The organism is Snodgrassella sp. ESL0323, assembly GCF_013346865.1.
GTDB lineage: Bacteria > Pseudomonadota > Gammaproteobacteria > Burkholderiales > Neisseriaceae > Snodgrassella > Snodgrassella alvi.
Genome location: NZ_JAAEDT010000028.1, coordinates 78,565 through 104,957 on the forward strand (window position 1 = coordinate 78,565; position 26,393 = coordinate 104,957).

Genomic DNA, 26,393 nt, shown 5'->3' on the forward strand with positions numbered 1-26,393 from the left:
GATTAAAAAATAAATAAAATAACAGTATTAGACCTATCTTATTTTAAATTTGTGTTTTCCTATCGATTTCTTTTTTAACAAAAAATTATTAATCGCTTTTCTGAACTTATTCAAGTTAATATAAAGGAAATAAAAAATGAGCACTCAGATCTCTGATAATCAATCAGAGGCGTTAAATTTTATCCGCCCCTTGAACAGGCTGGAAAGTGGTATGGCAAATTTGCATACTAATTTTTCAGGAACAACACAATTTACTTTAATTCTGGAGGTTGAAGGTAAACTGGAACCGAGCAGAGTAGAACAAGCTTTACAAATTATCCAAAAGCAATATGAGGCGCTTGCCTCCAAAATTCTTCTACAGGAAAGTCAATGGCATCTGGTTAAATCCTCTTTATCTTTTCCCATAATATTCACCGTCATTACCGTACCGGAATTACCCTCAAATGATGTTCGCTGTTTTGATGAATTGCTGGAAAGAGAGGTAAATAATCCGTTAGATATCCATCAGCAATTATGCAGATTGACCATGCTGAGTCAGGATAATTTTAATCGCCATTTACTGATACTGACACTGGCTCACGTCATTGCAGACGCCACAGCCGGTCTAAAGATTTTTTCTGAAATATTACGTCTGTCTGCACAAAATTTTTCTGATAAAACTATGATAAAACTATTGGCCGAAATATATCCCTGGAAAATGCAGGTTTTAGTTCTGCAAATAAGACAGGACACAGTTATCCTGATTATCAACAAGCTGTAAAAATGTGGAGTAATCCTGCCAGGGAAATCCAAACAGCAAGCTATACGGCCATAATTGAAGCAGAAACTGTTGAAAAATTAAACTCTATAGCAAGCAGACATAATCTGACCATGAATTCATTATTGACTGCCCTGATTCAACAGACCAATACAGATTTTTTTAAGCTGGATTCATTTCCCATATTAACTGCGATTACCTGTCATCCTATACTCAACATAGAAGACAGCTTTACCTGCTTAATTCAGCAGGCAATAACCACCATTTCCGGAGATATTTACACCAGTGCACAGCAAATTAAACAAGATATTCTGGATGCCAAAGCAACAGTTGCAGCAAATAAAATGCTGTCACCGATAACGTTACAAAATCTGCAAAAAGATTTGGTTTTTATATATACCAATAATGGCCGGATTAACAAAATAACCGTACCGCCAAACTTCAAGCTGCATAACTTTCGTACCGGAGCCAATATGAACAGCGGCACTCTGACTGCCACCTTTCATCTGGCTTTTCTTAATGGCTGCCTGATACTTTGCCTTTCTTATTACACTAAAATATTACAACGTAAAATTATCAGCCAGTTGATGGAAAGAATTGCCAGACAGCTAACAAATTTCGCCATAAAAGAGTATTGAGCATTTAAAAAGTCAATAAATTAAATGCTCAAAATATAGCTGTAATTGCTGCATTTGGCTTGGAAAATCCTTGTTTTAAAAATAATGAGTAAGCTATCAGCATTTTTTAAAAAGAAACCAAGCATTTCGGGCTGATTTTTATGCTTGCACATCAGTCAGCACCACATCGATATATTAAGATTGATAGTGGCGCTTTCCGGTTAATAATTTTATTTATACATACAAATATACTATCCATACTGGCATACAAATAAAATTCATTAAAATATCAATATAAATCAGATTTTTATACTCATAATATTTATTCTGCACAGCTTTTCTGATCTCATATTCAGACTATCAGACTGGCAATTAAGAATCTGACAATTGATTTATTGCTGCAATCCCGTTATGTTAGCCGAATACATGTGCTTATTAATTCAGAGGATAGAGTATGAAATCTCGTGCCGCAGTTGCCTTTGCTCCGGGAGAAGCATTACAAATTGTTGAAGTAGACGTTGCTCCGCCCAAGGCTGGTGAAGTACTGGTAAAGATTACCCATACCGGTGTTTGTCATACTGATGCATTTACTTTGTCGGGCGATGATCCTGAAGGTGTATTTCCGGTTATTCTGGGGCACGAAGGTGCCGGTATTGTGGTAGAAGTTGGTGAAGGCGTCACTTCTGTCAAACCCGGTGATCATGTTATTCCCTTGTATACCGCCGAATGCGGGAAGTGTTTGTTTTGCCGTTCGGGTAAAACCAACCTGTGTACCGCAGTAAGAGCAACACAGGGTAAGGGGCTGATGCCTGACGGCACAACACGTTTTTCCTATCAGGGAAAACCAATTTACCATTATATGGGATGTTCAACTTTCAGCGAATATACCGTTGTGGCAGAGGTATCTCTGGCTAAAATCAATCCTGAAGCCAGACATGATCAGGTTTGTCTGCTAGGCTGCGGAGTCACTACCGGTATTGGTGCAGTACACAATACTGCTAAAGTACAGGCAGGTGATACTGTTGCCGTATTCGGGCTGGGTGGTATCGGGCTGGCTGTAGTACAGGGGGCACGACAGGCCGGAGCCGGACGAATTATTGCTGTTGATACCAATCCGGCTAAATTTGCCCTTGCCAGACATTTTGGTGCCACAGAATGTATTAATCCGAACGATTATCAGGAACCTATACAACAGGTAATTATTGGTCTGACTGAATGGGGCGTAGATCATAGTTTTGAGTGTATCGGTAATGTAGAAGTGATGCGTGCTGCTTTGGAATGCGCTCATCGGGGCTGGGGACAAAGCATTATTATCGGTGTCGCCGGTGCCGGTCAGGAAATAGCCACACGCCCTTTTCAGCTGGTTACCGGACGGGTATGGAAAGGATCTGCTTTCGGTGGGGTTAAAGGACGCTCACAACTGCCGCAGATGGTGGAAGAAGCCATGCAGGGTAAAATCGAGTTGACACCATTTATTACTCATACATTGCCGCTGACTGATATTAACCAGGCATTCGAGCTGATGCATACCGGCGAATCAATTCGTACAGTCATTTATTATTAATAATATGCGTATGTGCATACACATTATTAATGTAATTGCCTGTATTTCATCATGTTATAAACTCAATACGGATCCTTTAAAATGGCTGAAATTACTCTCCTGACCACCCATAAACTGTTTAACGGCGAACAACGACGTTACCGGCATTACAGTCACTCCAATCAATGTGACATGACATTTTCTGTCTATCTTCCGTCACGTGCCTTACAAGGCTACCGGCTGCCTGTACTGTATTGTCTGAGCGGGCTCACCTGTACTGATGAAAATTTTTCGATGAAAAGTGGTGCACAGCGTTTTGCTGCTGAATGGGGTATTGTTCTGGTTATGCCGGATACCAGTCCGCGCGGTACTGATGTAGCTGATGCAGATGTTCACTATCTGGGACAGGGAGCCGGTTTTTATCTTAATGCTACCCGGCAGCCATGGGCTCAGCATTACCAGATGTATGATTATGTGGTCACAGAACTGCCCGAACTTATCGAAAAACATTTTTCGGTCAACGAACAGCGTAGTTTATGCGGCCACAGTATGGGTGGTCATGGTGCGCTGATGATTGCCCTGAAAAATCCTCAGCGCTACGTTGCTGTATCGGCATTTGCTCCTATCGCCCATCCGGTAGCCGGATCATGGAGTCAGGCAGCATTCTCAACCTATCTGGGAACCAATCAGCAAGACTGGGCTGCATATGACAGTACCGAACTGATCAGCCGGTATCCGTTTTCATTACCAGTTCTTATCGATCAGGGAAGCGTGGATGAATACTATCCTGAGCAATTAAATCCACAGGATTTCGTTCAGGCAGCCAAAGCCAAAGGCATTAACATTCGGTATCATCTGCGTGAAAACTATGATCATAGCTATTATTTTGTCAGTACATTTATAGAAAGCCATATCAGCTTTCATGCCGAAGCATTCGGACTATAAATCACCAGACCGGTAAATTAACAGCTAAGCTTCAATCACGGATTCGCGCGCAAACGTTTTTTCACAGTAATGACAGCATAAACGGGTTTCGCCATGGCTCACCCGAACAGAAAAATGGCTCTTTACCGGTTCTCCATGGCTGGCACAATTGCTGTTCGGACAACGAAACACTTCACTGATACTTTCCGGCAAAGTCAGTGTACGTTTGCGTACTACCCGAAAATTTTCAATATCATTAACTGTAGCCTGCGGCGCGAACAAAGCCAAACGGTTAGCCGCAGCATCATCAAGATACTGACCGGAAATTTTAATAATATCCTTGCTGCCTGTGGATTTACTGCTCAGATTAAACCCTACCGTAACCGCATCACCGGAATGCAGCAATTTAAACTGGCGCAAAATAGTCAGCCCCTGCCCTACCGGGATGTGATCAATCACAGTACCATCTTTTATTGCCTCAACACTCAGTCTGGTCTGATTCATCATTGTTTATCCTTTTGCTCCAACTATATCAATATGTTCATTTAGAATCGCCGCCAGAATAGCCTGCCGCGCATACATACCATTATTGGCCTGCTGAAAATAATAAGCATGAATACTGTCATCGACATCTGCATGGATTTCATCCACACGCGGTAAAGGATGCAAAATACGCATATTCGGTTTAGCCTGCCCGAGCATAGCCGCACACAAATTAAAATGACCACTGATTCTGGCAAACTCCTGTTCATCGAACCGCTCACGCTGAATACGGGTCATATACAGAATATCAGCCCAGGCCAACGCTTCTTCGAGACTGCCGGAAGTCCGGTAATGTACGCCATTATCATCCAGCTGCTCACAAATATAAGCAGGCATTGCCAGAGTTGGCGGAGATACAAAAATAAATTCACACCCCCAGCGACTGAGAGCCTGCGCCAGTGAATGTACAGTACGGCCATATTTCAAATCACCAACTAAAGCAATTTTAAGATTCTGTAAATGCCCCTGCGTCTCATAAATGGTGACTAAATCCAGCAATGTCTGCGACGGATGCTGATTCGTACCGTCTCCTGCGTTAATAACAGGCACCCGGGCAAACTCACTGACTACCCGGGCTGCACCATCTTTCGGATGGCGCATTACAATTGCATCTGCATAATTACTGATAATTCTGGCGGTATCAGCAAGCGTTTCTCCCTTCTTGGCACTGGTATTGGCACCATCAGCAAAACCAATAACTTTACCGCCCAGCCGCTGGATAGCAGTTTCAAATGACAAACGGGTTCTCGTAGATGGTTCAAAAAAACACGAACCAATTAAACGTCCGTCTAATAAATCAGCCTGAGGCTGCTGTTTTAACTGTAAAGCGAGCGCCAGCAAAAATTCCAGCTGCGCAGTAGATAAATCATTAATAGAAATGAAATGTTGCCGATACAGCGGATTAGCCATAATTTAACCTTCAGCATTTATCAATAGGCACAAAAAAACCCGTCTTCAAACGGGTAATATCTTACGGAAATTAGCTGTACTGATGTAATACCTGTTCCAGACAATCTTGAACATCTGCTGCCAGTATTTGCATCACGCTATCATTCCCGTAATAATAAATTAATACAAATTATCGCATAAACAGCGCAATGATAAAAGCTGACCAAATTGAGTTACAATCAGCATTTCATTGCCTTTTTTATTTCTGCTTACATTGATTTACCATCAACTGGCACTGAATGTGCCCCTGTATTCGCTGCTTACTTATGCTCATACCACAGCCCTGCCCGCCGGTACACGGGTAGCAGTACGCTTTCGCAAACGTCTGATAGCCGCCATAGTATGGGAAAGTAATGTAGAACCGGAAATTGATATCAGCAAAATACGACCAATAGAATCAGTACTTTCTGATGACTGGCAATTGCCTGAAGACTGGCGCACATTACTCAGTTTTACTGCCCGCTATTATCACTATCCTCTCGGGCAGGCAGTAATGGCGGCGTTGCCAAAAGGACTGCGTCAGCCTGAAGTCGTGCAACTGCCCCGACCGGAAGTAATTTACACGTTAAATGCTCTGGGGCGTGAACAGCCTCCTCCACCGGCACGCTTTCACAAACAAAATGCATTATGGCAACATCTGCAAACAATATCTGCTACATTACAACAACTTAAGACCATACATTCTCAGGCTGCACATTATCTTAATCAGTGGCAACTACAAGGCTGGATACAGGCTACTTCAGTTCCGGCCTGCGGCAGCATTCCGGAAAGCCAGCATCAGCTTAATCAGCAACAACTGCTTGCCAGTACAACAGTACAGAATAAATTCGGCCAGTTTGCTCCATTTCTGTTATATGGCATTACAGGCAGCGGCAAAACAGAAGTTTATTTCGACATCATGGCCAAAATATTGCAGCAGGGCAAACAGGTTTTATTTTTGCTGCCCGAAATCAATCTGACCCCGCAATTGTTGCAGCGTGTGCGCCAGCGATTTCCACATACTATTACTGCTCTGCTGCACAGTCAGACTGCTGCCGGACAACGGACAACTAATTATCTTCAGGCAGCACTTGGACAGGCGGCTTTGATCATTGGCACCCGACTGGCTGTTTTCACTCCCATGCATAATCTGGGATTAATTGTAGTTGATGAAGAACATGATTACTCATTCAAGCAGGAAAGCGAACTGCGTTATCAGGCACGGGATCTGGCTGTGTGGCGTGCACAGCAGGCAGGATGTCCTATTGTACTGGGCAGTGCCACTCCGTCTCTGGAAAGCTGGTATAAAGCCCAGCAAAAAGATTATCAACTACTGCAATTAAGCGAACGCGCCCATATCAGTGCTCAATTACCGCAAATTCATCTGGTAGATATTCGCCGGTTACCACTGGATAATGGTTTGAGCGATATTATCAAACAAAAATTACAGACCAATTTTGCCAATGGTGGCTTAAGTATGGTCTATCTGAACCGTCGCGGCTTTGCTCCGGCTTTATTCTGCGCCGCCTGCGGGCATACTTTTGGCTGCCCTAACTGCTCGGCCAAGATGGTTTTACATCAGCATGCCGGTCAGCTGCGCTGTCATCACTGTGATTTTCACCAGCGTATTCCACATTGTTGCCCCGAATGCGGTAATCAGGATTTAACGGCTGTCGGGCAAGGAACACAACGCATAGAAGAAAACCTGCAATATCTGTTACCTAAGGCACGTATTCTGAGGGTAGACCGCGACAGTACCGCACACCGGCAGGATTGGTCAGATATTTACAGTAAAATCATTAACCGGCAGGTAGATATTCTGATCGGCACCCAGATGCTGGCCAAAGGCCATGATTTTCCGCAATTGAATCTGGTTGTTGTTTTAAATGCAGATAACAGTCTTTACAGTGCAGACTTTCGCGCACCAGAACGCTTGTTTGCCGAATTGATGCAAGTAAGCGGCCGTGCCGGCAGAGCAGAATGCAGCGGCGAAGTCTGGATACAAACCAGACAACCCGAACACAAAGTTTATCAGGCGCTGGCTGCACAAAATTATGTTACCTTTGCAACAGCAGAACTGACGGAAAGACAGGAACTGGGCATGCCCCCATTCAGCTATATGGCAGCTATTCGTGCTGACGCCAGAACCATGCGTGAAGCACAGGAACTCCTGCGACAGGCATTACAGGGTATCGGACAGCAACAGTCTTTACCGCCCAGTGTCAGTATTTTCGGACCAGTACCAATGTTAATGGCACGGCTGGCCGGTTATGAACGGGCACAGGTCTTTCTGGAAAGTCATAATCGACGCGAATTACATCACAGCATTACAATATGGCAAAGCTGGCTACTGCATCTGGAAAAAACCAGCCCGCACACACGCTGGCTGATTGATGTAGATCCGCTGGAAATGTGATACTTCCAATACCGTTAATAATTATTTTCGGCGCATCAACCGTTTCCATGCACGTGAAAGAAAAGATTTTGGTCTACTTTGCCGGGTAACCTCATTCCCAATATAACCAGCCTGAGAAGCTTTTGGAAAAGCGCCAAAAGGTTCAATAGCATAATTTTCAAGTCTATAACCTGCCTGCAGTGCCTCCTGATAATATTGATCATATAGTGCTATCAAATCTTTGCGCGGATGAGTCAGAATCTCACCATCAAACCAATGCTTCTGACCTGAAGCTGCTAGACGTGGAAGAGAATATTTATGGCTAAATTGAGTTCCCATATCTGAATAATGCAAAATTTTTATTTGCTCAATCGGCATACCTTCACCATCCACACAATTCCATGCTTCAGTGTATGGCTGAACCCATTCAGGATGCTTTTTGAATTTAGTCATCATTTTTATATGGGAATCGGGATCTGCCCGCAACACACTAATATCGGGAAGTTTTGATTTGGCTTTAGCGCAATCCCAGATACAAGTACATAAACGGGTAAAGTGTTTGCCTTTAGCATGATCATGTACTTCCTTAGCAGCTACAATTGCATTTCCCTCAATCGGGTGCTGCCACAAATCATTAATATCTGATAAAACGATTACATCCGCATCTAAATAAATAGCACGCCCCTCATAATTACAGGCTGCAGGAATACCCCAGCGAAAGCCTGAAAACGGTGTCGCCCACATTTCAGTATGCCAGCCGGCACCAGATTGAGGATCTGAATACCAGAAGCTTTCAGGATCATGGCTTAACTGCATCCAGACAATTTCCACTGGCCGCGATGTATGTTTATGAATGCTGTAATCCACTACCATCATCTGTTCCAGATCACAGTTATTCGGGTCACAACCTACAAAGATCTTAATTACATCGTTGCTCATGCATACACTCCCGATTTGCTTACGTTATAAAGATAATCGTAATCCTACCGCAAAAATACCAGTAAAAAAGATAATATTAACTAATTAATATTTGACATGAAACAAATAATATCCATCAAATTATAAATATCAGACCAAATCAGACCGACACATACTGGTTATCAATTATTAATTATTAATTCGTTTTAATAAGGCAGGTTAACAGATTAGCCGACAATATCTGCCATACTCTTAAAAATATAATAAGACTCAATTAATTTATCCATATCATAAATATAACTCACAGCCATTACCTCATCCGGCTGTAAGCGCAGGCGATATTCCTCCAGCTGCTGACGAATGGTATCAGGAGCACCCAGTAATGTGCAGGCAGTAAAGTTACGCACATAAGTTTCCTCCTCAGCTGTCCATAAACCATGCATATGAGGTACCGGTGGCTGTAACGGCGTCCGGCTATTGCGAACCAGCCCCAATACTGATTGAAACTGCGTAGTTTGTAGGTAACGAGCCTCTTCATCTGTTGCCGCAGCAACAACATTTAAACACAGCATAAAAAAAGGCTTACTCAGCTGTGCAGAAGGCTGAAAACGTTCACGGTAAATCGCTGCGGCCTCTTCCAGAAAACGTGGCGCAAAATGTGCAGCAAAAACATATGGCAGCCCCATTTGCGCCGCCAGATAAGCACTATCCGTACTGGACCCAAGTATATAGAGCGGAATATGTGTACCAATACCCGGATAGGCCTTTACTATTCCCTGACAACTCTCATCACCCAGATAACGTTGCAACTGCACCACATCATCAGCAAACTGTAATGAAACATCATTTAACTGCCGACGCAAAGCTGTAGCTGTTACCCTGTCAGTACCGGGTGCACGCCCCAATCCCAAATCAAGCCGGTGCGGATAAATGGTTGCTAAAGTGCCATACTGTTCTGCAACCATTAACGGACTGTGATTAGGCAGCATTACCCCTCCGCTGCCTACCCTTATCTTGTGGGTATGTGCCAGCGTATGACTAATCAATACCTGAGTGGCAGAGCTGACAACCATCGGCATATTATGATGTTCTGCAATCCAGTAACGCACAAAACCTGACTGTTCGGCAGCCTGGGCCAGACGCAACATATCCTGTATGGCCTCAGCAGCAGTACCTTTATCCCGACGTGGTACCAGATTCAGTATAGAGACAGGAATAGCCATAAATTTCCTCACATTGAAGAAAAACAGATATAAATTAAATTCGTCCTATGCAGAAAAAGAATACTCTGCCTGCGTATAAAAAACCGCTGCATAAATTATACAGCGGCCTTATACACAATCATGATACAGGCTTATTCCGGCAGTAACTCAATTTTACTCGGATCTCTTCCCTGCTGCTTGAGTGACACCACAGAGGTAAACAGCATATCGCTGGAAGAATTCAAAACTGTTTCAGCTGAGTCCTGAATTTCACTGATAACGAACCCTATTGCTACCACCTGAGCGGATATAGCCGGATCAATACCAAACATACTGCATGCTACCGGAATCAGTAACAGCGAACCGCCGGGCACTCCGGAAGCACCAAGAGCACATACCGTTGCCAGAATACTTAGCAACAATGTCTGAATAAAGCTCACATCCATACCCAAAGTATGCACAGTAGCCATCGTCATCGTCGTAATCGTGATAGCTGCTCCATTCATACTCATTGTTACGCCCAGAGGAATAGACAGCGAATAAATTTCTTCCGGCAATTGCATACGCTGAGCCAGACGAATATTTACCGGAATATTTGCCGCTGAACTACGGGTAAAAAACGCTGTAATTCCACTATAACGCAAACAGGTAAACACCAGCGGATATGGATTTTTACGAAAATTCAAAAATACAATCAGCGGATTAATCACCAGTGCCACAAACACCATCAGTCCCAGTAATACACCAATCAGCTCAAGATAATTCTTCAGTTTAGCCAAACCATCACTCGTAAAGTGGGAAGCAACCAGACCAAGTACGCCATAAGGCGCAATTGCAACGACAAGGCGAACTACCCAGATAGTGGCATCCGACCAGTTTTTAATCACTGATTTCGTTGCCTCACTACTCTGGCGTAATGCAATGCCTAATGCCGTCGACCATGCTAGAATACTCAGAAAATTACCGGTTGCCAATGCATCAACAGGATTATCTACAAACTTGAGCACAATATTCATAAGAATTTCTGCTACGCCTTCCGGTGGTTTTTCGGATATCGGCGGCACATCCATCACCAAATGAAGCGGATATAAAAAACTCACCGTTGATGCCAGTACTGCAGAAATCAGAACAGTAACAGCATATAACCAGGCGACTGACTTAATACTGGAAACATTATCAAATTTATTATTAACAATAGAAGATATGACTAATACAAAAACCAGGATCGGAGCAGCTGCTCGTAAAGCCTGAATAAATACTTTACCCAAAAATTCCAGTTTTACCCCATATTGCGGCAAAAAAGCAGCAATAAATGCGCCAATAATCATACATACCAGCATGCGCACAATCAGATTACTCTTAAATAATACCCATAAAAGCTTCTTCATTCACAATCCTTGGTTATAACCGGCTATAAATATATTGAAAACCAGATATCAGATATCATGAGACAAATGTATAAATTTACCAGCAATAAATCATGCCCATATATCGAATCTGTTATAACTCGCCCTTACAACTCTATAAAAATTTAACACAAATCATTTCAGGTTACTGAATAGATAACAAGTTTAGCATTAAAATATACAAAAACAGTTAATAATAAATCAAATATTTAAAATAATTAAAATTTATCATAATGTTATTAATCATTATTGACTGGATAAAACAAAAAAACAAAACTAAAATACTATACTTCATTACAGATCAAGATGTCTTTGACTAAGCAAACAATGGACTCACCTGCAAAAAACTACATATTATGTATGAAATGGGGGCAAAAATATAATGCCGAATATGTTAATCGCCTTTATAACATGGTAAAACGCCATTTAACGCTTCCATTTACTATGATTTGCCTGACAGATGATTCCAGAGGTATCAATCCGGCTGTTCAGTGTTATCCGCTAATACCACTGGATCTGCCTCAGGGTCTGCCTGAACGTGGCTGGAACAAACTGACAACATTCAGTGCAGATTTATATGGTTTACACGGTACAGCTTTATTTCTTGACATAGATATAGTCATCATTGATAACATAGACTGCTTCTTCACACATCCTTCCAGCCGTCAGGACGAAGTATGGATTATTCGTGACTGGAAAAAGCCGTGGCGAAAAGTAGGTAATAGCTCGGTATACCGATTTCAGATTGGTGCATTACCAGATTTAATGAACTATTTTCGCGAGCATTTCCAAACTATCCGTCAGCAATTTCGTCATGAACAAGCATTTTTATCATGGTATGTGCGTGAAAATCATAAACTAAGTTACTGGCCTGAAAACTGGTGCCTGAGCTATAAATATGACGTATTAAAAAAAATGCCTTATGCACTATGGCAGCCACCGAAAAAACCGGATTACGGCAAAATTATTATCTTTCACGGCGAAGTTAATCCTCCGGATGCCATCAAGGGAGGAGGAGGTAAATGGTATCGTAAAATATTACCAGCCCCGTGGTTAAAAGATTATTGGCAATAAGCGATCAAATCTATGAAAACAGTACAAGCACATGGTCGTTTTTTTATCATTGGTAATGCTGATGAACACAATAATATTGCTGACAAAATCAATAAAGATGATATAGTCATAAGATTTAATAATCCAAATCCAACTTGTCAGCTTATGGCAGATTGGGTTTTTATTGCCAATGGAACAATACAAATACGACATTTAAGTATAGAGCATCAGTTTTTCAGACCAGACACAGAAATTTTTTTTCGCTATAAAACAAATGATATTTTAAAATCCAGATATGAAAATATACCTATCAATAAAAAATTAAAGTATTGTTGGTACTTCTTCCGGTGGAAAAAAAAGTTCCAACTGGATCAATATTTGACTCATATAATCCCTCCTAGTGTACATTACGAATGTATAAAATTGCTATATCCTAATATTTTCCCCAGTACAGGACTTCTGGCTATTTATTATATATTACAATATCATCCAAAACATAAAATATTTCTTCACAATTTTACTTATCAGGGCTGGAAAGGGCACAACTGGAATAAGGAAAAAGCTCTTATCCAGACCTTAATAAGTGAAAAAAAACTGGAGTTTATTTAAAATATATATTTCAAACAGGTATAATTTATTTCGGAATAAATCTTATAATTTAAATTTAAATTTAAATTTAAATTTAAATTTAAAACCAACATATAATACTGAAATTTTTATAGCTTTATCATACATTTTTTGATTAATTAATAAATTAATTATCTGCCAAATAGAAATATTTTTTAAAGCAAAAAGTTCATTTGACAATTTTATTAACTCACCTTTCTCATTTATAGAAAGATTGGATTTGTTAATATTTTTCAATATTCTATAATAGTAAATAAATACTTTATATAATAAATATGCCTGAGCTTTTGTATCATGAACTACTTCGGCAGCATATCGTGCCTGATCAATATAGGCTTGAATACCATAAACTTGATTTACAGACATTTTTTGTGCAATTGAATTATTTCTAATGCGATAATGTACAATTGTTTCAGTTAAATAATAAAAATTCTGGCACTGCTGTAAGAATATTGGGGTATAAGCAATATCTTCATATGCCTTTATGTCAAAACTTACTTTATCCAGAATCAATTCCCGGCGAAATATTTTATTCCAGAAATAATGTTTACCGTCTAAAACTGATGTACGATAAATTCGTTGCGCCGAAGTCTTTACCAATCTATTTTCAGGATAAAATGACAATTTTTCATGATGCTTAATTTTTCCTGTGCCATCAAAAAAAACATCATAATTAAATAACACTAAATCAGGTTTGTCTTGTTCTAATATTGATAAAATCCTGTCAAAAAAAGATGACTCTACTATATCATCGGCATCAATAAACCATATATATTCAGCATTACTTGCATCAATCAGCTTACCCCTGGCTCGAGTTAAGCCGACATTTTCCAAACCGCACAATATATGTATATTTGCATTTGGATAAGTTAATTTAAAATCATTTATTAAACTCAAAGAATTATCTGTGGACGCGTCATTATAGAAAATTATTTCTATATTTGGTAATAAATTTAATGATAGCTTTTGTAGCAGCTCAGGTAAGTAGATATCAACATTGTAAACTGGAATCAAAATACTTAAACGCATTTATATCTTTCAATAATTATTCTAGATTAAATTGATTTTCAAAGTCTGATTTTAAAATCGGCACATAACTATGTTTCCCTTTTTTATATACTGAAATTTGACGCCATCCCATTCGTATTTGGGCTACTATACGGCGTATTTTAAAAATCCAGTACTGAATCCGATTATTAGCCATAGGCCTGGTATCATTAATAGAAGCAATAGTAGAAGTAAAGGGCAACATTAAATCAAGATTATAATTTTCACACTGATCCATCTGAATGGCAGCAGCCGGATATATCTGCCATGCATCTAATTCATAAGACTGACTTAGAAAAGCATCTGCCAAAGCAGGCCCAAATTTTTCAGCTCTATCTAAAAGCTTTCTCGCTCCTGACGGAAATAATACATATGCTGCAGAACCGTTACGATCTTGATATAAACGTCTTAATTGATAATCCGGAATCAAATCAATTGATTTTTTTCCCAGCCATTTACGTCGATAGCGGGTTTCCAGATTAACATAATCTTTTTCCGAATATTCATGTCCTAAGACTTTTAGAATATCTGGTACTTGTTTAGAGAGCAACGCATCATCTTCCAAAATCAACCATGGCTTATTTGTATTCAGTACATGTTGCCATGCATTTTTATGACTTAGAAAACAACCAACTTCTGCTCTGCGTAATTTCCGCTGCCATTTGTTGGCTAGCATTTCATATTCAGAAACAGTAAAATCAGAACATTCAACGGCAGCCAATCTATGCATAGGAATTTGTAATTTTTCCAGTTGATTTTTCTGGAAATTAAGTCTATCTTTAGATCTATCAAGATTGATAAGAAGTACCGGAATCATTTGTATATCGTCAAAATTAAATTTAGCTATTATAAAAGGAAACAGACTAACTTATAAAAAAGATATCAGATAAATTAACATTAATATACAATATAAAAGCAAAAATATAGATAAATAAAACCTTATTCAAATAAAATAATAAATATATTTTCAATTTTATTTAATAGTTTATTAATTACATATGTTATAAAAAAAACAGAATTAATTATTCAATAAATATTCAGTTAAAAATAGATATAATTAATTTAATTTACATGAAGTTTTACTAAGTATACCGCCCGGTTCAAATTTATTATACTTTAGCTTAGCATATACATAAGTTCAGCTAATAAATATTTTCTCATTATAATATTTGAAACATACATATATATTATAAAGCATATCATTTATTAGGAAGTGGTATCAAAAATATAAGGTCCATATTAACCAATTTATATTTTTTGGATAAATTAAAATTATTAAAGATAATAAATTATTTACTATATTCTAGAATATTAAATTAATCATATATATAAAAATATATCAGCTATTTACTTTATACAGCCCTTTAAAAGGCAAAATAAGTCTAACTGAACATTCAATATTGGATCAATCAAAATACAATGATTTCTTCTGAGCCAGAATTAAATTATTTATTCATAAATTAAATATTTTCAAAAATATATCTATTCTTTTAAGCTTATGTAATTTATAACCACATAATATTAAATATAAAATTTTGACTACAAGATAAATAAGTATTATTATTAATATAATATTAATATTTTATACATCAAACCAAACTACTTAAGTATAAAGGATAAGTAGATGGAACAACCAAACAATCAAGAAATAAACATTGTTTTATCATCAGACGACAATTATGCTATTTATATCCCCGTATTACTCGAATCAATATACAATACAGCCTCAAAAAATTATAAATATATCATTACTATAGCGGATGCTAATATATCAAATGATATAAAAGAATCTATTGCAAATAATGCAAAAAATTATTCTGAATTTACAATCAATTATGTATGTATTGATAATTTTGTAAATAAATATAGACATTTATTTGTTACATTTGCGCATTTTACTGTTTCTACGTATATCCGTTTTTTCATACCTGATATATTACCAAATATTAACAAAGTTATTTATTTAGACATTGACCTATTAATTAAGTCAGACATATCAAAACTATATGAGATTGATATTAACAATTATATGGTTGCTGCTGCTGTAGATGCCTGTTACGCTCGTGAACTATATTACAATAAACGTAACGAAGTATCTTACACTGAAAATGTTATTGGTTTACCCAAAGGTGTACCAGAATTCAATGCCGGCGTATTATTAATTAATTTAGAAAAATGGAGAAAAGCAAATTTAACTCAAAAATGTCTTGATAAGTTAGGTGAAATTGGTGTACCAAGAGTATTAGATCAATGTGTATTAAATGCAGTTATTAAACAAGAAGATATCTATAAACTGCCTGTTGAATGGAATTATGTCTGGCATGCACAATTAGAGAATCTTGAAGCAATAACTAAATCAAATATATTTAACGAAGTTATAAAAGAATATAATGAGAAAATTAATCAGATAAAAATTATTCACTATACATCAAGCGTCAAACCGTGGAATATCTATGGACCACATTCAGATGTACATGTACTAGAGTATCTGGCAGAAGAATGGTGGTCAACAGCATCTAGAACTGAAATTTTTACTAAATTATTAATTTTGCAAGCAAAGAAATCCATTACTAGCAATAAATTGACAAATAATGTAAATAATACCAAAAGGATATATATATTTAATCTTAGAATGTTTAAAGTTAAACAACTAGAACGCTCTAAAATTTATTATTTATTTAATATTCCAATATTAAAAATAAAAACTTACTTTTGAATATTGATTTTTAAAATTTTTAATACTGAAATTAGTTTCAATTCTTTATTGAAAAAAATTATCAAATTACTTTTATTAAGTCGAATAAAACAAATTTGCCAGCTGTTTTTGTTAATTAACTAAGGCATAGTAATATTATTATGTCTTAGTTAATTAAAGCCAGATAAACAAAAATAAATTAAAATAATTCTTTTATGGTTACATTGAATATACCGACCAGTTAAACAACCATATCTTCATATCATCTTTAACCTTACATTAGCAATACAAACATTCTCTATATAATTTATTGATCGTATTGCATATTATATAATTTCGCATAACGTCCGTTATGCTGTAATAAAAATTTATGTTTACCTTGTTCTACTATTTTTCCTTCATGCATAACAATAATATTATCTGCTTTTTCAATTGTTGATAGTCGATGTGCTATTACTATAGTAGTTCGATTTTTCATTAACAAATCTAATGCTGATTGTACGAGCCGCTCAGACTCACTGTCTAATGCACTTGTGGCTTCATCTAGTATTAATATAGGTGCATCTTTCAGCAATGCTCGGGCAATTGCTATTCTTTGTCTTTGTCCACCCGACAATTTCATACCCATATCACCAACGAAAGTTTCCAAACCATCTGATAATTTTTCAATAAACCCCCAGGCATTAGCAGCTTTTGCCGCTGCTATAATCTGCTCTCTTGTGGCTGTCGGATAACCATATTTTATATTATTTTCAATAGTATCGTTAAATAAAACAACATCCTGGCTCACTAACGCCATTTTACTTCTTAAAGACGTTAATTCATATTTATTAATATCGATGCCATCAATCGTTAACTGACCACTGGTTATTTCAAAAAATCTTGGAATTAAATTTGCTGTTGAGGTTTTACCACAGCCAGATTCCCCTACTAAAGCAACAACAGTCCCTTTTTTAATTATTAAATCAATATGATCTAATGCATTTTTTTCCGCATCCCTATACTTTAAGACTACATCTTTTAACTCAATATCGCCTGGTTCATCTGACATCGTTATAGTGCCGGAGTTATCTTCATCTTTTAATTTCAGAAAAGAAAAAACACTGGTTGCAGCAATAATACCGCCCTGTAAAACAGAATTAACATTAGTAATACGTTTTAAGGGGTCAAACATCATTAACATTGCTGTTAAAAAAGACATAAAATCGCCAGCAGTAAAACCAGCATGCGCAGCACGTTGTGCTGCTACATACAAAATAGCTGAGAGAGACGTGGCAATAAGCAATTGTGTTGAAGCACTGGCAATTGAAGTATACGATTGTCGCCGCACAGCAATAGAGCGCAATTCTTTATTAACTTTCTCAAAACGTCCTGCTTCATATTTTTGACCACCATAAACACGCACTACACGTGTACCATCTATGGCCTCGGTGAGTATCTGTACAACTTCACCCATTCCATTTTGTGCTCTTGATGCTAATTTACGGATACGACTATTGATATTTCTTACTAACAATGCAATTAATGGAATAGTAACAAATGTAATTAAGGTTAATTTCCAGTCAAGCCAGAATAACCAGCATAATAGACCTAAAACCGTTACACCATCTTTAGCTATTATAGTGATAACATCAAATCCGGCTCCGGTAATACTTCTGGCATCATTCGTGATACGTGAAACCATATGTCCCCGGCTATGTTCACTATAATAACCTATAGGTAACATCATCATTTTTGCGAAGAGGTCACGTTGAATATTTTGCACCATAATATTGGAGATGTATGCACTAGTATACTCATTTATATAATTTGCAATACCTCGCAAAATAAATAGACCAATAATTTCCAGCGGTACCCATTTCATGGCTTCAATATTTTTATCAACAAAGCCATTATCTATGATAGGTTTCAATAATGCAGCAAACCACGGACCGGCAATACCAACAGTTATCATGGCAAAAATTGAAATAAAAAAATAACCTAGTAATTTACTCATATAAGGATATAAATTACGGTATAACTCTCTCAAAGAGTAAAAATCACTGTGTTTTTTCATTAAACTCAATCATATTACGATCAATACTTATTGAATTATAAATTATATTGGCTGTAAAAAGACATTGTGCCAATTTTTATCTATCCTAGTATGTATATTTATACTAATACAGGTCAAAACATTTACAGTATTAAAATACACTACTGTCCGATCATATCAAGTACTCAATAATGTTTTGACTGGTTACCCAGAATAAAAATTAGGCTAACTGGAATAAAATAATTCTGAAAACGTACGGGAAATTCAGGTTTACATCAAAAGTATAAATATGTATACAGACATCATCTACTGTTATTATTGAATTAAACTGCCTGTGACCGGATGTATTGGTAAATTTACCGCACATAAACATATATTATTACTACCAAAATTTCGTTAAATGCTTATGCCGGCAATATTTTATAGTTAAGTTATATGTAATTTGCATATTTACGCTCCACATTTAGAAACTTTTAGCCAAAAGCTATGATGAAATCGGCAAATTAAACTTAGCGGATATTGCATTTATGTTTATTCCTTTTGAACCGACATGTTTAACCACATTGTAACAGGATAATCAGCTTTCTCATGATTGCTTTCAGAAGCGGATTGCTCTATTTAGTTTTAGCATTCTTTACTGGCTACACAGTGCGCATAGCTGCCTCTTTATATAACAAAGTAAGATTCTGATTTAAGTATAAGCAAATTTATATTATAACCAATGAGTTTATTTCATAACTGGTATATATTTTTACTTTTAAAGACTCAAATGTTCCTTGGCTAAATAATATTAATCTGTATTTATAATAAAATAGACTACTTTATTTGATAATTCTTTAATTGTGATGCTAACTACTGTAATAGTAATTGTCTCTGATTAATAAATTTGTCATTTAGTCAGTATACTTTCACTGATAAATCTGAAGCATTTATCTAAGTTACTTTAATATTAAATGCCAATTAAATATTAAAGCTTTTTAATTTTTTTCTGCTATATCAAGATATCTATTATACATACAACATAAAATCATTTAGCGCCATCGGTGGTTTTGGCATTAAAATGCTCGGAATTAATTTAAAAAATATTTAAATTAATACAGAAACACAGAGATTTAATTATGAATTTTTTAATAACAGGCGGTGCAGGGTTTATTGGTTCAACAATGATTAAATTCTTGATTAATCAAACCAATCATTCCGTATTAAATATTGATAAACTTACTTATGCTGCAAATATTGATTCATTGAAAACTGTCTCAAATAGTCCTCGTTACCAATTCTGTCAAACTGATATTTGTAATCAGACTGAATTAACTACCATTATCAAATCTTTCAGACCAGATATTGTGATGCATTTCGCAGCTGAAAGCCACGTTGATCGTTCTATTAATACACCAGAAACGTTTATTAAAACCAATATTATCGGTACATATACATTGCTGGAAATGGTTTTGAATTATTGGCAACAACTTGATTCAATTCATAAAGAGGCTTTCCGCTTTCACCATATATCAACTGATGAGGTCTATGGTGATATAGAACATCCAAATGACTTTTGTACAGAACTATGGCCCTACAGACCTAGTTCACCTTACTCTGCCAGTAAGGCAAGTGCAGATCATCTGGTAAGAGCCTGGCATCGAACATATGGATTACCAGTTATTATTACCAATTGCACTAATAATTTTGGTCCGTATCAATATCCGGAAAAATTAATTCCCCTGACCATTTTAAATGCTATACGCAATATGCCGATTGAAGTATATGGTGATGGTAAACAAATACGTGACTGGCTGTATGTGGAAGATCATGTACGTGCCCTTTATCTGGTAGTCACAAAAGGACGAATTGGTGAAACCTACAATATATGCGGAAATAATCAATACCAGAATCTTGAAATTATTCAAATGATCTGTGATATTCTTGCACTAAAACGACCTGGCGATTATAAACAATTAATTACTTTCATAAATGACCGACCTGGTCATGATGTGCGATATGCATTAGACAGATCTAAAATTGAAGGTGAATTAGGCTGGAAACCCTTAAAGTCATTTTATTCATCATTATATAAAACTGTTAACTGGTATCTCAATAACTATTAAATAGTAAATTTTCACACTTTAAATATATGCCTCTAATTTCTATATATATAAAATAGTTAAAATTATTTGTATGCTCGCAATTGTATATTGATTATGAATATTATTGATACTCCGTTTGATGATTTATTAATTTTTGAACCCGATATCTTTTCTGACAATCGGGGCTGGTTTATGGAAAGTTTCAATCAATATCAATTTGAACAGGCTCTTCAGACTCGTAAACATACCTGTCCTGTTTTTGTTCAGGATAATCATTCACTATCACACAAAGGGGTGATTCGCGGTTTGCATTATCAAACTACTCCACATGAACAAGGTAAACTAATTAGAGTAATTCAGGGACGTGCCTGGGATGTAGCTGTTGATATACGACCATACTCTGCTATGTTCGGTCAATGGTACGGAGTAGAACTTTCTGCAGAAAATCATCGTCAGTTCTGGATACCAGCAGGCTATGCGCATGGTTTTATCGCTCTGGAAAACAATACTCAGGTTTTATATAAAACTACTGATTTTTATTCAAAAGAATGTGAGCGTTGTCTGTTATGGAATGATTCTGAGCTAGCCATTACATGGCCTATAAGCTCTGATATGGTAGTTAGCCAAACAGTTAAAGATGCTCAGGCACCAGATTTCGCACATTTTAAACGATATATATTAGGTTAAGACCTTTATTTTATTTTAACAATACCATTAACTTTATCATTTGAACTACAATTAATTCATCGTTCGATACTGCTTGGATAAATGGTTTACGGGAATGATTTTAAATAGTTCCTGTGAAAATTCAGGCGTGATACTATTACATCTTCTGTGATTCAGTTTGTTCGGTATAAATTTATTATGATGGCTGTTCCTTTAGGTATATGGCTTGTTTGGATTATTTTACTTTTATTAATATCTTTTTTGGTTTATTTAATATCTTATCAAAAGTTACTAAAGGAACGCCAGGCCGGACATATTCTCTTATCTGAAGCCCAAAATGATCTAAGTCGAATCCAGGCAGAAGTAAATAATCTACACCAAATCAATCAGAATTATAATGCTGAGCTTTGTAATTGCCGCCAAGAGTTACAGATCGTACATAAACGTTTAAGTGCAGCCGAAGCTGTTAATGCTCAATTAACCGATATTCAGAGTGCTTTAGAGCGGGAACAGCAAATGTGCCGGTCTGTTTCTACCCAACTGGCAGCAGCAGAACAGCAACTACAAGACTGGCAGTTACGTAGTGAGGAATGGCATTTGCGTGAAGAAGAGTTTCTAAAGGTACAGGAAGAATTAAATCATGTGCGTGTGGAAAATAGTCGTCTGACTACACAGTTAAAGCATGAACGTGAAACTTATGATGAAAAGCTGACTTTGCTTAATGAAGCCCGTGTTAGTCTGACTGATCAGTTTAAATCACTGGCCAATGATATACTTGAAGAAAAAAGTAAACGTTTCAGTGAACAGAATCAAACTAGTCTTAATCAGTTATTAACTCCCTTACATGAACGTATGCAGGGATTTAGTCAGCTTGTACAAAATACTTATGAAAAAGAAGCTAAAGAGCGCACTACTCTTGAAACAGAACTGAAACATTTACAGCAGTTAAATGCGCAGCTGCACAATGATGCTAAAGCACTTACAGATGCATTAACTGGTACCCAGAATAAAAATCAGGGTAACTGGGGCGAAATGATTCTGGAAAAAGTGCTGGAAAATTCAGGTTTACATAAGGGGCGTGAATATGTTTTACAGGCATCCTCTACTGTTATTGATGAGGATGGCCGGCAGCGCCGGCTGCAACCGGATGTTCTGGTGAATTTACCGGAGAATAAACAGATCGTTATTGATGCAAAAACTTCGTTAACTGCTTATGTACGCTATACTCAGGCAACAGATCCCGGTTCTGCGACCAAAGCACTGGCAGCCCATATTCAGTCGGTACGCCAGCATATTAAGGATCTTTCAGCTAAAAGCTATGATGAAATTGACGGGTTAAATACACTGGATTTTGTGTTCATGTTTATTCCGGTTGAACCGGCATACCTACTTGCCTTGCAACAGGATAATCAGCTTTTTGATGATTGTTTTCAGAAACGGATTATGCTGGTCGGACCCAGCACCTTACTGGCGACATTACGTACAATTGCGCATATCTGGCGTAATGAACAGCAAAACCAGAATGCTTTGGCTATAGCCAAAGAAGGCGGCAAACTATATGACAAATTTGTTGGTTTTGTGAATACGCTTGAAGGTGTAGGTAAAAATCTGGATCAGGCTCAGGGACAATTTCAGAAAGCAATGGGGCAATTAGTAAACGGACGTGGTAATCTGGTAAGTAAAGCCAATAAATTACGTCAATTAGGTGTACAAAGCGGTAAAATTTTACCAGAACATTATCAAATCTCAGAAGACGACGAGGAAGAACTAACGCTGTCTATTCCTGATTCACTTTGAAAAAAGTTCGCCATTTATTTTAATGTATTGATGATTTAAATATGATTTTGTTTAAGTATATATCAGCAACTTAAATTATAAACTAACTTACAAGAGCTGTTGACAGACAGTATTTTTAACCATCTTGCCAATTACATAAATAATTAATATTTATGTAGTCTTTCAGGCATATATCATTTGATGCTGGATTGTATCCGAATGACTCAAACTGATTCTCAATCATCTGTTCCATTATTACGCAGAATTTTTAGCCGACATATGCTGATATGTATATTTACAGGTTTCAGCTCCGGTTTGCCGTTATATTTTCTGATTAATCTGATTCCGGCATGGTTAAGTAGTGAACATATAGATTTGGCTACTATTGGTTTATTTTCCATTATCGGCCTGCCTTTTACCTGGAAATTTTTATGGTCCCCATTGATGGATTCAGTTAAATTACCATGGCTGGGGAGACGGCGTGGCTGGATGCTTATCACACAAGTTGCATTATTGCTGACTTTACTCGGTTACATCGGGCTTAATCCTAATCAGAATATGACAACTATAAAAATCCTGTCTGTGTTCGTAGCCTTTTTTGCGGCCAGTCAGGATATTGTTCTGGATGCTTTCCGGCGTGAAATATTGCAGGATAATGAGTTAGGATTAGGTAATACGATTCATGTTTATGCCTATCGTATTGCCGCACTTGTACCGGGTTCCTTATCATTGATTCTGGCTGACACATATCCATGGTCGACAGTATTCGCCATTACCGCATTATTTATGCTTCCTGGTCTGTTTATGACGCTCTTTCTGGCACAAGAACCCAAACTTCCGGTAATTACTCATAAATCTTTTAAACAAACAGTTACTGAGCCTTTTAATGAATTTTTTAATCGTAAAGGTGTTGAAAGTGCGTTGCTGATACTGTGTTTTATTTTTTTGTATAAACTGGGTGACAGTATGGCTACTGCACTGGCTACACCTTTTTATCAAAAAATGGGCTTCAGTAATAAAGATATCGGTCTTATTGCTAAAAATGCCGGTTTGTGGCCAACAATTATTGCTGGCATTCTGGGCGGGATCTGGATGATTAAATTAGGTATTAATCGTGCTTTATGGCTATTCGGGCTGGTACAGGTTTTTTCTATATTGGGATTTGTCTGGCTGGCAAGTCAGGGACCTTTTGCCGTAATCGGTTTAAAGCAGCAGTTAATGCTGGCAACCGTTATTGGCGTTGAAGCAATTGGTGTGGGTCTGGGTACGGTTGCTTTTGTGGCTTATATGGCACGTGAAACCAATCCTGCTTTTACTGCCACACAACTGGCATTATTTACCAGTCTGGCAGCAGTACCAAGAACTTTGATTAATGCAACAACCGGTTATCTGATTAACTGGCTGGGCTACGTCAATTTTTTCTGGTTATGCTTTTTTCTGGCATTACCCGGTATGCTGTTATTAATAACAGTTGCGCCATGGAATAAAAACGTAACAGATACTTAGTACTGCTTGTACATATAATTAAACTAAAAAGAGATTATCAGAACTTAGTTTGTGCCTGATTCAAAAGCCAATTGGCAAACTGAATGATCTGGTTCAATTCAGAATATATAATTCTGCATATTTGCATTAAAGCTTCAATAATCAGGTTTTGCAGGATAAATTTGAACTCTTTGTCAGTTAAATGCAAGCCTGATTAGCGTAAATATGGATTATGCAGTTTCTCATGACCGATAGTAGTCATAGGACCATGCCCCGGCAAAACACGAGTACTATCTGGCAAAGTTAGTAGTTTACTTTGAATCCCATGAATTAAATCAGCATGATTTCCGCCTGGAAAATCAGTACGGCCGATAGATTCACGGAATAAAACATCACCAGCAATCAATAAATTATTTTCCTGATTGTAAAACACAACATGACCGGGCGTATGACCGGGTATGTGATAAACAATAAATTTATGTTCACCAACGGATAATTCATCGCCATCTTCCAACCAGCTTGTGGGAGTAAGTGGTTTACTAACCGGAAAACCATAATTAGCGGTAATTTCAGGTAATGCCTGCAACCAATAATCATCAGACTGATGCGGCCCCAACACAGGGACACTTTGCTGCTCAGTTAAATCGGCTACACCACTGGCATGATCAAGATGTCCATGTGTTAACCAGATAGCCTGCAGTTTAAGCTGGTGCTGGCTGACTGCAGATAATAAACGTTCAGCCTCTCCGCCAACATCAGTTAGTACAGCTTCCCTGCTGACATCATCCCAAAGCAATGCTGCATTTTGTTGAAATGGTGTTACTGGTATCACTTGAATTTGTAAAGCCATTATTTTCTCTTATTTTGCTACAAATTTATAAGAATAGTGCTTTGCTTAAAAAATATATACTCATGAATAATAGTAAACAGGCAAAACATTGTTTCAGCATTGTCGGTGAAAGCCGATGAGCTACTTTAGCACCCTGTTTGGCAGTGATAAAGCTCATAATACTTATACCAATAAATGCGTAAATATGAACATAACCAATGGTATGAGCTATATCAATGTGTTCATGCGCTCCAAAGAATATAAAGCCTAATGCCCCAGCAATCGCAATCGGCAAACCACATGCAGCGGAGGATCCTACTGCCTGTTGCATTGCTATTCCGCTTCGATTCAGATAAGGCACTGTTAAACTTCCGCCTCCGATACCAAATAAAGCAGATGCCAGGCCAATAACAACACCTGCCAACCAGTGCCAGCGTGGATTAATTAACGGCCTGTTCTGTCTGCTGGATTTTACCCGGACACTGCGAAGCATATTGCTGCCAACGAACAAAGTAAAAATACCGATAACCAGTTGCAATTTCTGACCGGATAAAGCATCGGCAATAGCCGCACCTGCGAATGAGCCAAATACAAGTCCAGGAGTTAACCGTCCTACCACCGGCCAGAGCACTGCATGATTTTTATTATGAGCCAGCATGGAACTGACTGATGTAACCATAATAGTGGCTAAGGATGTGCCAAGCGCAAGATGCATGGTGACAGCCTCACCATAGCCCGCATGCATAAAGACTATATAGAGTATAGGAACAACAATTAAACCGCCGCCTACTCCGAACAGACCGGCAGCAAAGCCGGCTACCGCACCGATTATTAAATAAGCAAGCAGTTCCATAGATTATTTTT

At 37.5% G+C, this 26,393-nt stretch carries 22 protein-coding genes; 12 read left to right on the top strand and 10 right to left on the bottom strand.

Features of this window, described 5'->3' with window-relative positions; genetic code table 11:
- The first annotated feature begins 136 nt into the window (after positions 1 to 136).
- From GY065_RS11725 to fghA, 4 genes are all read left to right on the top strand, one after another.
- The gene (locus GY065_RS11725) at positions 137 to 760 is read left to right on the top strand and encodes a condensation domain-containing protein (protein ID WP_174834243.1); all 624 of its coding nucleotides are present in this window, start codon (positions 137 to 139) and stop codon (positions 758 to 760) included.
- A 2-nt stretch (positions 761 to 762) separates the two neighbouring features.
- On the top strand, positions 763 to 1,395 hold the full coding sequence (locus tag GY065_RS11730; protein WP_174834244.1) for a hypothetical protein: 633 nt from the start codon (positions 763 to 765) through the stop codon (positions 1,393 to 1,395).
- A gap of 433 nt (positions 1,396 to 1,828) precedes the next feature.
- Entirely contained in the window at positions 1,829 to 2,938 is a 1,110-nt protein-coding gene (locus tag GY065_RS11735) for an S-(hydroxymethyl)glutathione dehydrogenase/class III alcohol dehydrogenase (RefSeq protein WP_037394712.1), read from the top strand.
- A 90-nt stretch (positions 2,939 to 3,028) separates the two neighbouring features.
- Positions 3,029 to 3,862: an S-formylglutathione hydrolase gene (gene fghA / locus GY065_RS11740; protein WP_174834379.1), complete on the top strand. Its 834-nt coding sequence runs from the start codon at positions 3,029 to 3,031 to the stop codon at positions 3,860 to 3,862.
- Positions 3,863 to 3,886: 24 nt separating this feature from the next.
- On the opposite strand, the gene pyrI is transcribed toward fghA, so the two are convergent.
- Both pyrI and pyrB read right to left on the bottom strand, forming a co-directional pair.
- The gene (pyrI, locus tag GY065_RS11745) at positions 3,887 to 4,345 is read right to left on the bottom strand and encodes an aspartate carbamoyltransferase regulatory subunit (protein ID WP_025331648.1); all 459 of its coding nucleotides are present in this window, start codon (positions 4,343 to 4,345) and stop codon (positions 3,887 to 3,889) included.
- 6 nt (positions 4,346 to 4,351) lie between these two features.
- The gene (pyrB, locus tag GY065_RS11750) at positions 4,352 to 5,293 is read right to left on the bottom strand and encodes an aspartate carbamoyltransferase (RefSeq protein ID WP_025331649.1); all 942 of its coding nucleotides are present in this window, start codon (positions 5,291 to 5,293) and stop codon (positions 4,352 to 4,354) included.
- Between the two features lie 253 nt (positions 5,294 to 5,546).
- On the opposite strand from pyrB, the gene GY065_RS11755 reads away from it, so the two are divergent.
- Positions 5,547 to 7,727 (top strand): primosomal protein N', encoded by a 2,181-nt coding sequence (locus tag GY065_RS11755; protein ID WP_174834380.1) that lies wholly within the window; start codon positions 5,547 to 5,549, stop codon positions 7,725 to 7,727.
- 21 nt (positions 7,728 to 7,748) lie between these two features.
- Here GY065_RS11755 and GY065_RS11760 read toward each other — a convergent pair whose 3' ends face one another.
- The 3 genes from GY065_RS11760 to sstT form a co-directional block, all read right to left on the bottom strand.
- Positions 7,749 to 8,645 carry a glycosyltransferase gene (locus tag GY065_RS11760; RefSeq protein ID WP_037474369.1) on the bottom strand — a complete coding sequence of 299 codons (897 nt, stop codon included), beginning with the start codon at positions 8,643 to 8,645 and terminating at the stop codon, positions 7,749 to 7,751.
- Positions 8,646 to 8,851: 206 nt separating this feature from the next.
- On the bottom strand, positions 8,852 to 9,847 hold the full coding sequence (locus tag GY065_RS11765) for an LLM class flavin-dependent oxidoreductase (RefSeq protein ID WP_174834245.1): 996 nt from the start codon (positions 9,845 to 9,847) through the stop codon (positions 8,852 to 8,854).
- 131 nt (positions 9,848 to 9,978) lie between these two features.
- Entirely contained in the window at positions 9,979 to 11,214 is a 1,236-nt protein-coding gene (sstT, locus tag GY065_RS11770) for a serine/threonine transporter SstT (RefSeq protein WP_037474365.1), read from the bottom strand.
- Between the two features lie 324 nt (positions 11,215 to 11,538).
- On the opposite strand from sstT, the gene GY065_RS11775 reads away from it, so the two are divergent.
- Entirely contained in the window at positions 11,539 to 12,306 is a 768-nt protein-coding gene (locus GY065_RS11775) for a glycosyltransferase (protein WP_174834246.1), read from the top strand.
- Between the two features lie 12 nt (positions 12,307 to 12,318).
- Positions 12,319 to 12,894, top strand: a complete 576-nt coding sequence (locus tag GY065_RS11780; protein WP_174834247.1) for a hypothetical protein — start codon at positions 12,319 to 12,321, stop codon at positions 12,892 to 12,894.
- Positions 12,895 to 12,936: 42 nt separating this feature from the next.
- Here GY065_RS11780 and GY065_RS11785 read toward each other — a convergent pair whose 3' ends face one another.
- Together GY065_RS11785 and GY065_RS11790 are read right to left on the bottom strand one after the other, a co-directional pair.
- Positions 12,937 to 13,941, bottom strand: coding sequence for a glycosyltransferase (locus GY065_RS11785; protein ID WP_174834248.1), 1,005 nt, complete (start codon positions 13,939 to 13,941; stop codon positions 12,937 to 12,939).
- A gap of 16 nt (positions 13,942 to 13,957) precedes the next feature.
- Positions 13,958 to 14,776, bottom strand: coding sequence for a glycosyltransferase family 25 protein (locus GY065_RS11790; protein WP_174834249.1), 819 nt, complete (start codon positions 14,774 to 14,776; stop codon positions 13,958 to 13,960).
- An 807-nt stretch (positions 14,777 to 15,583) separates the two neighbouring features.
- Here GY065_RS11790 and GY065_RS11795 point away from each other — a divergent pair.
- Entirely contained in the window at positions 15,584 to 16,675 is a 1,092-nt protein-coding gene (locus tag GY065_RS11795) for a glycosyltransferase family 8 protein (RefSeq protein WP_174834250.1), read from the top strand.
- A gap of 286 nt (positions 16,676 to 16,961) precedes the next feature.
- Here the strand turns inward: GY065_RS11795 and msbA are convergent, their stop codons facing one another.
- On the bottom strand, positions 16,962 to 18,710 hold the full coding sequence (gene msbA / locus GY065_RS11800; protein ID WP_174834251.1) for a lipid A export permease/ATP-binding protein MsbA: 1,749 nt from the start codon (positions 18,708 to 18,710) through the stop codon (positions 16,962 to 16,964).
- A gap of 1,097 nt (positions 18,711 to 19,807) precedes the next feature.
- Between msbA and rfbB the strand changes: the two genes are divergently transcribed.
- The 4 genes from rfbB to GY065_RS11820 all read left to right on the top strand — a co-directional run bounded on the left by rfbB (position 19,808) and on the right by GY065_RS11820 (position 24,721).
- On the top strand, positions 19,808 to 20,794 hold the full coding sequence (gene rfbB, locus GY065_RS11805; RefSeq protein WP_174834252.1) for a dTDP-glucose 4,6-dehydratase: 987 nt from the start codon (positions 19,808 to 19,810) through the stop codon (positions 20,792 to 20,794).
- A gap of 93 nt (positions 20,795 to 20,887) precedes the next feature.
- Positions 20,888 to 21,460, top strand: coding sequence for a dTDP-4-dehydrorhamnose 3,5-epimerase (rfbC, locus tag GY065_RS11810; RefSeq protein ID WP_174834253.1), 573 nt, complete (start codon positions 20,888 to 20,890; stop codon positions 21,458 to 21,460).
- 180 nt (positions 21,461 to 21,640) lie between these two features.
- The gene (gene rmuC, locus GY065_RS11815; protein WP_371731967.1) at positions 21,641 to 23,236 is read left to right on the top strand and encodes a DNA recombination protein RmuC; all 1,596 of its coding nucleotides are present in this window, start codon (positions 21,641 to 21,643) and stop codon (positions 23,234 to 23,236) included.
- Positions 23,237 to 23,434: 198 nt separating this feature from the next.
- A complete protein-coding gene (locus GY065_RS11820) occupies positions 23,435 to 24,721 on the top strand; it encodes an AmpG family muropeptide MFS transporter (RefSeq protein ID WP_174834255.1) in 1,287 nt (428 codons plus the stop codon).
- 193 nt (positions 24,722 to 24,914) lie between these two features.
- On the opposite strand, the gene GY065_RS11825 is transcribed toward GY065_RS11820, so the two are convergent.
- Complete coding sequence (locus GY065_RS11825) at positions 24,915 to 25,550, bottom strand: MBL fold metallo-hydrolase (protein WP_037475018.1); 636 nt, start codon at positions 25,548 to 25,550, stop codon at positions 24,915 to 24,917.
- 25 nt (positions 25,551 to 25,575) lie between these two features.
- Positions 25,576 to 26,382, bottom strand: a complete 807-nt coding sequence (locus tag GY065_RS11830) for a sulfite exporter TauE/SafE family protein (protein ID WP_174834256.1) — start codon at positions 26,380 to 26,382, stop codon at positions 25,576 to 25,578.
- Positions 26,383 to 26,393: the final 11 nt, after the last annotated feature.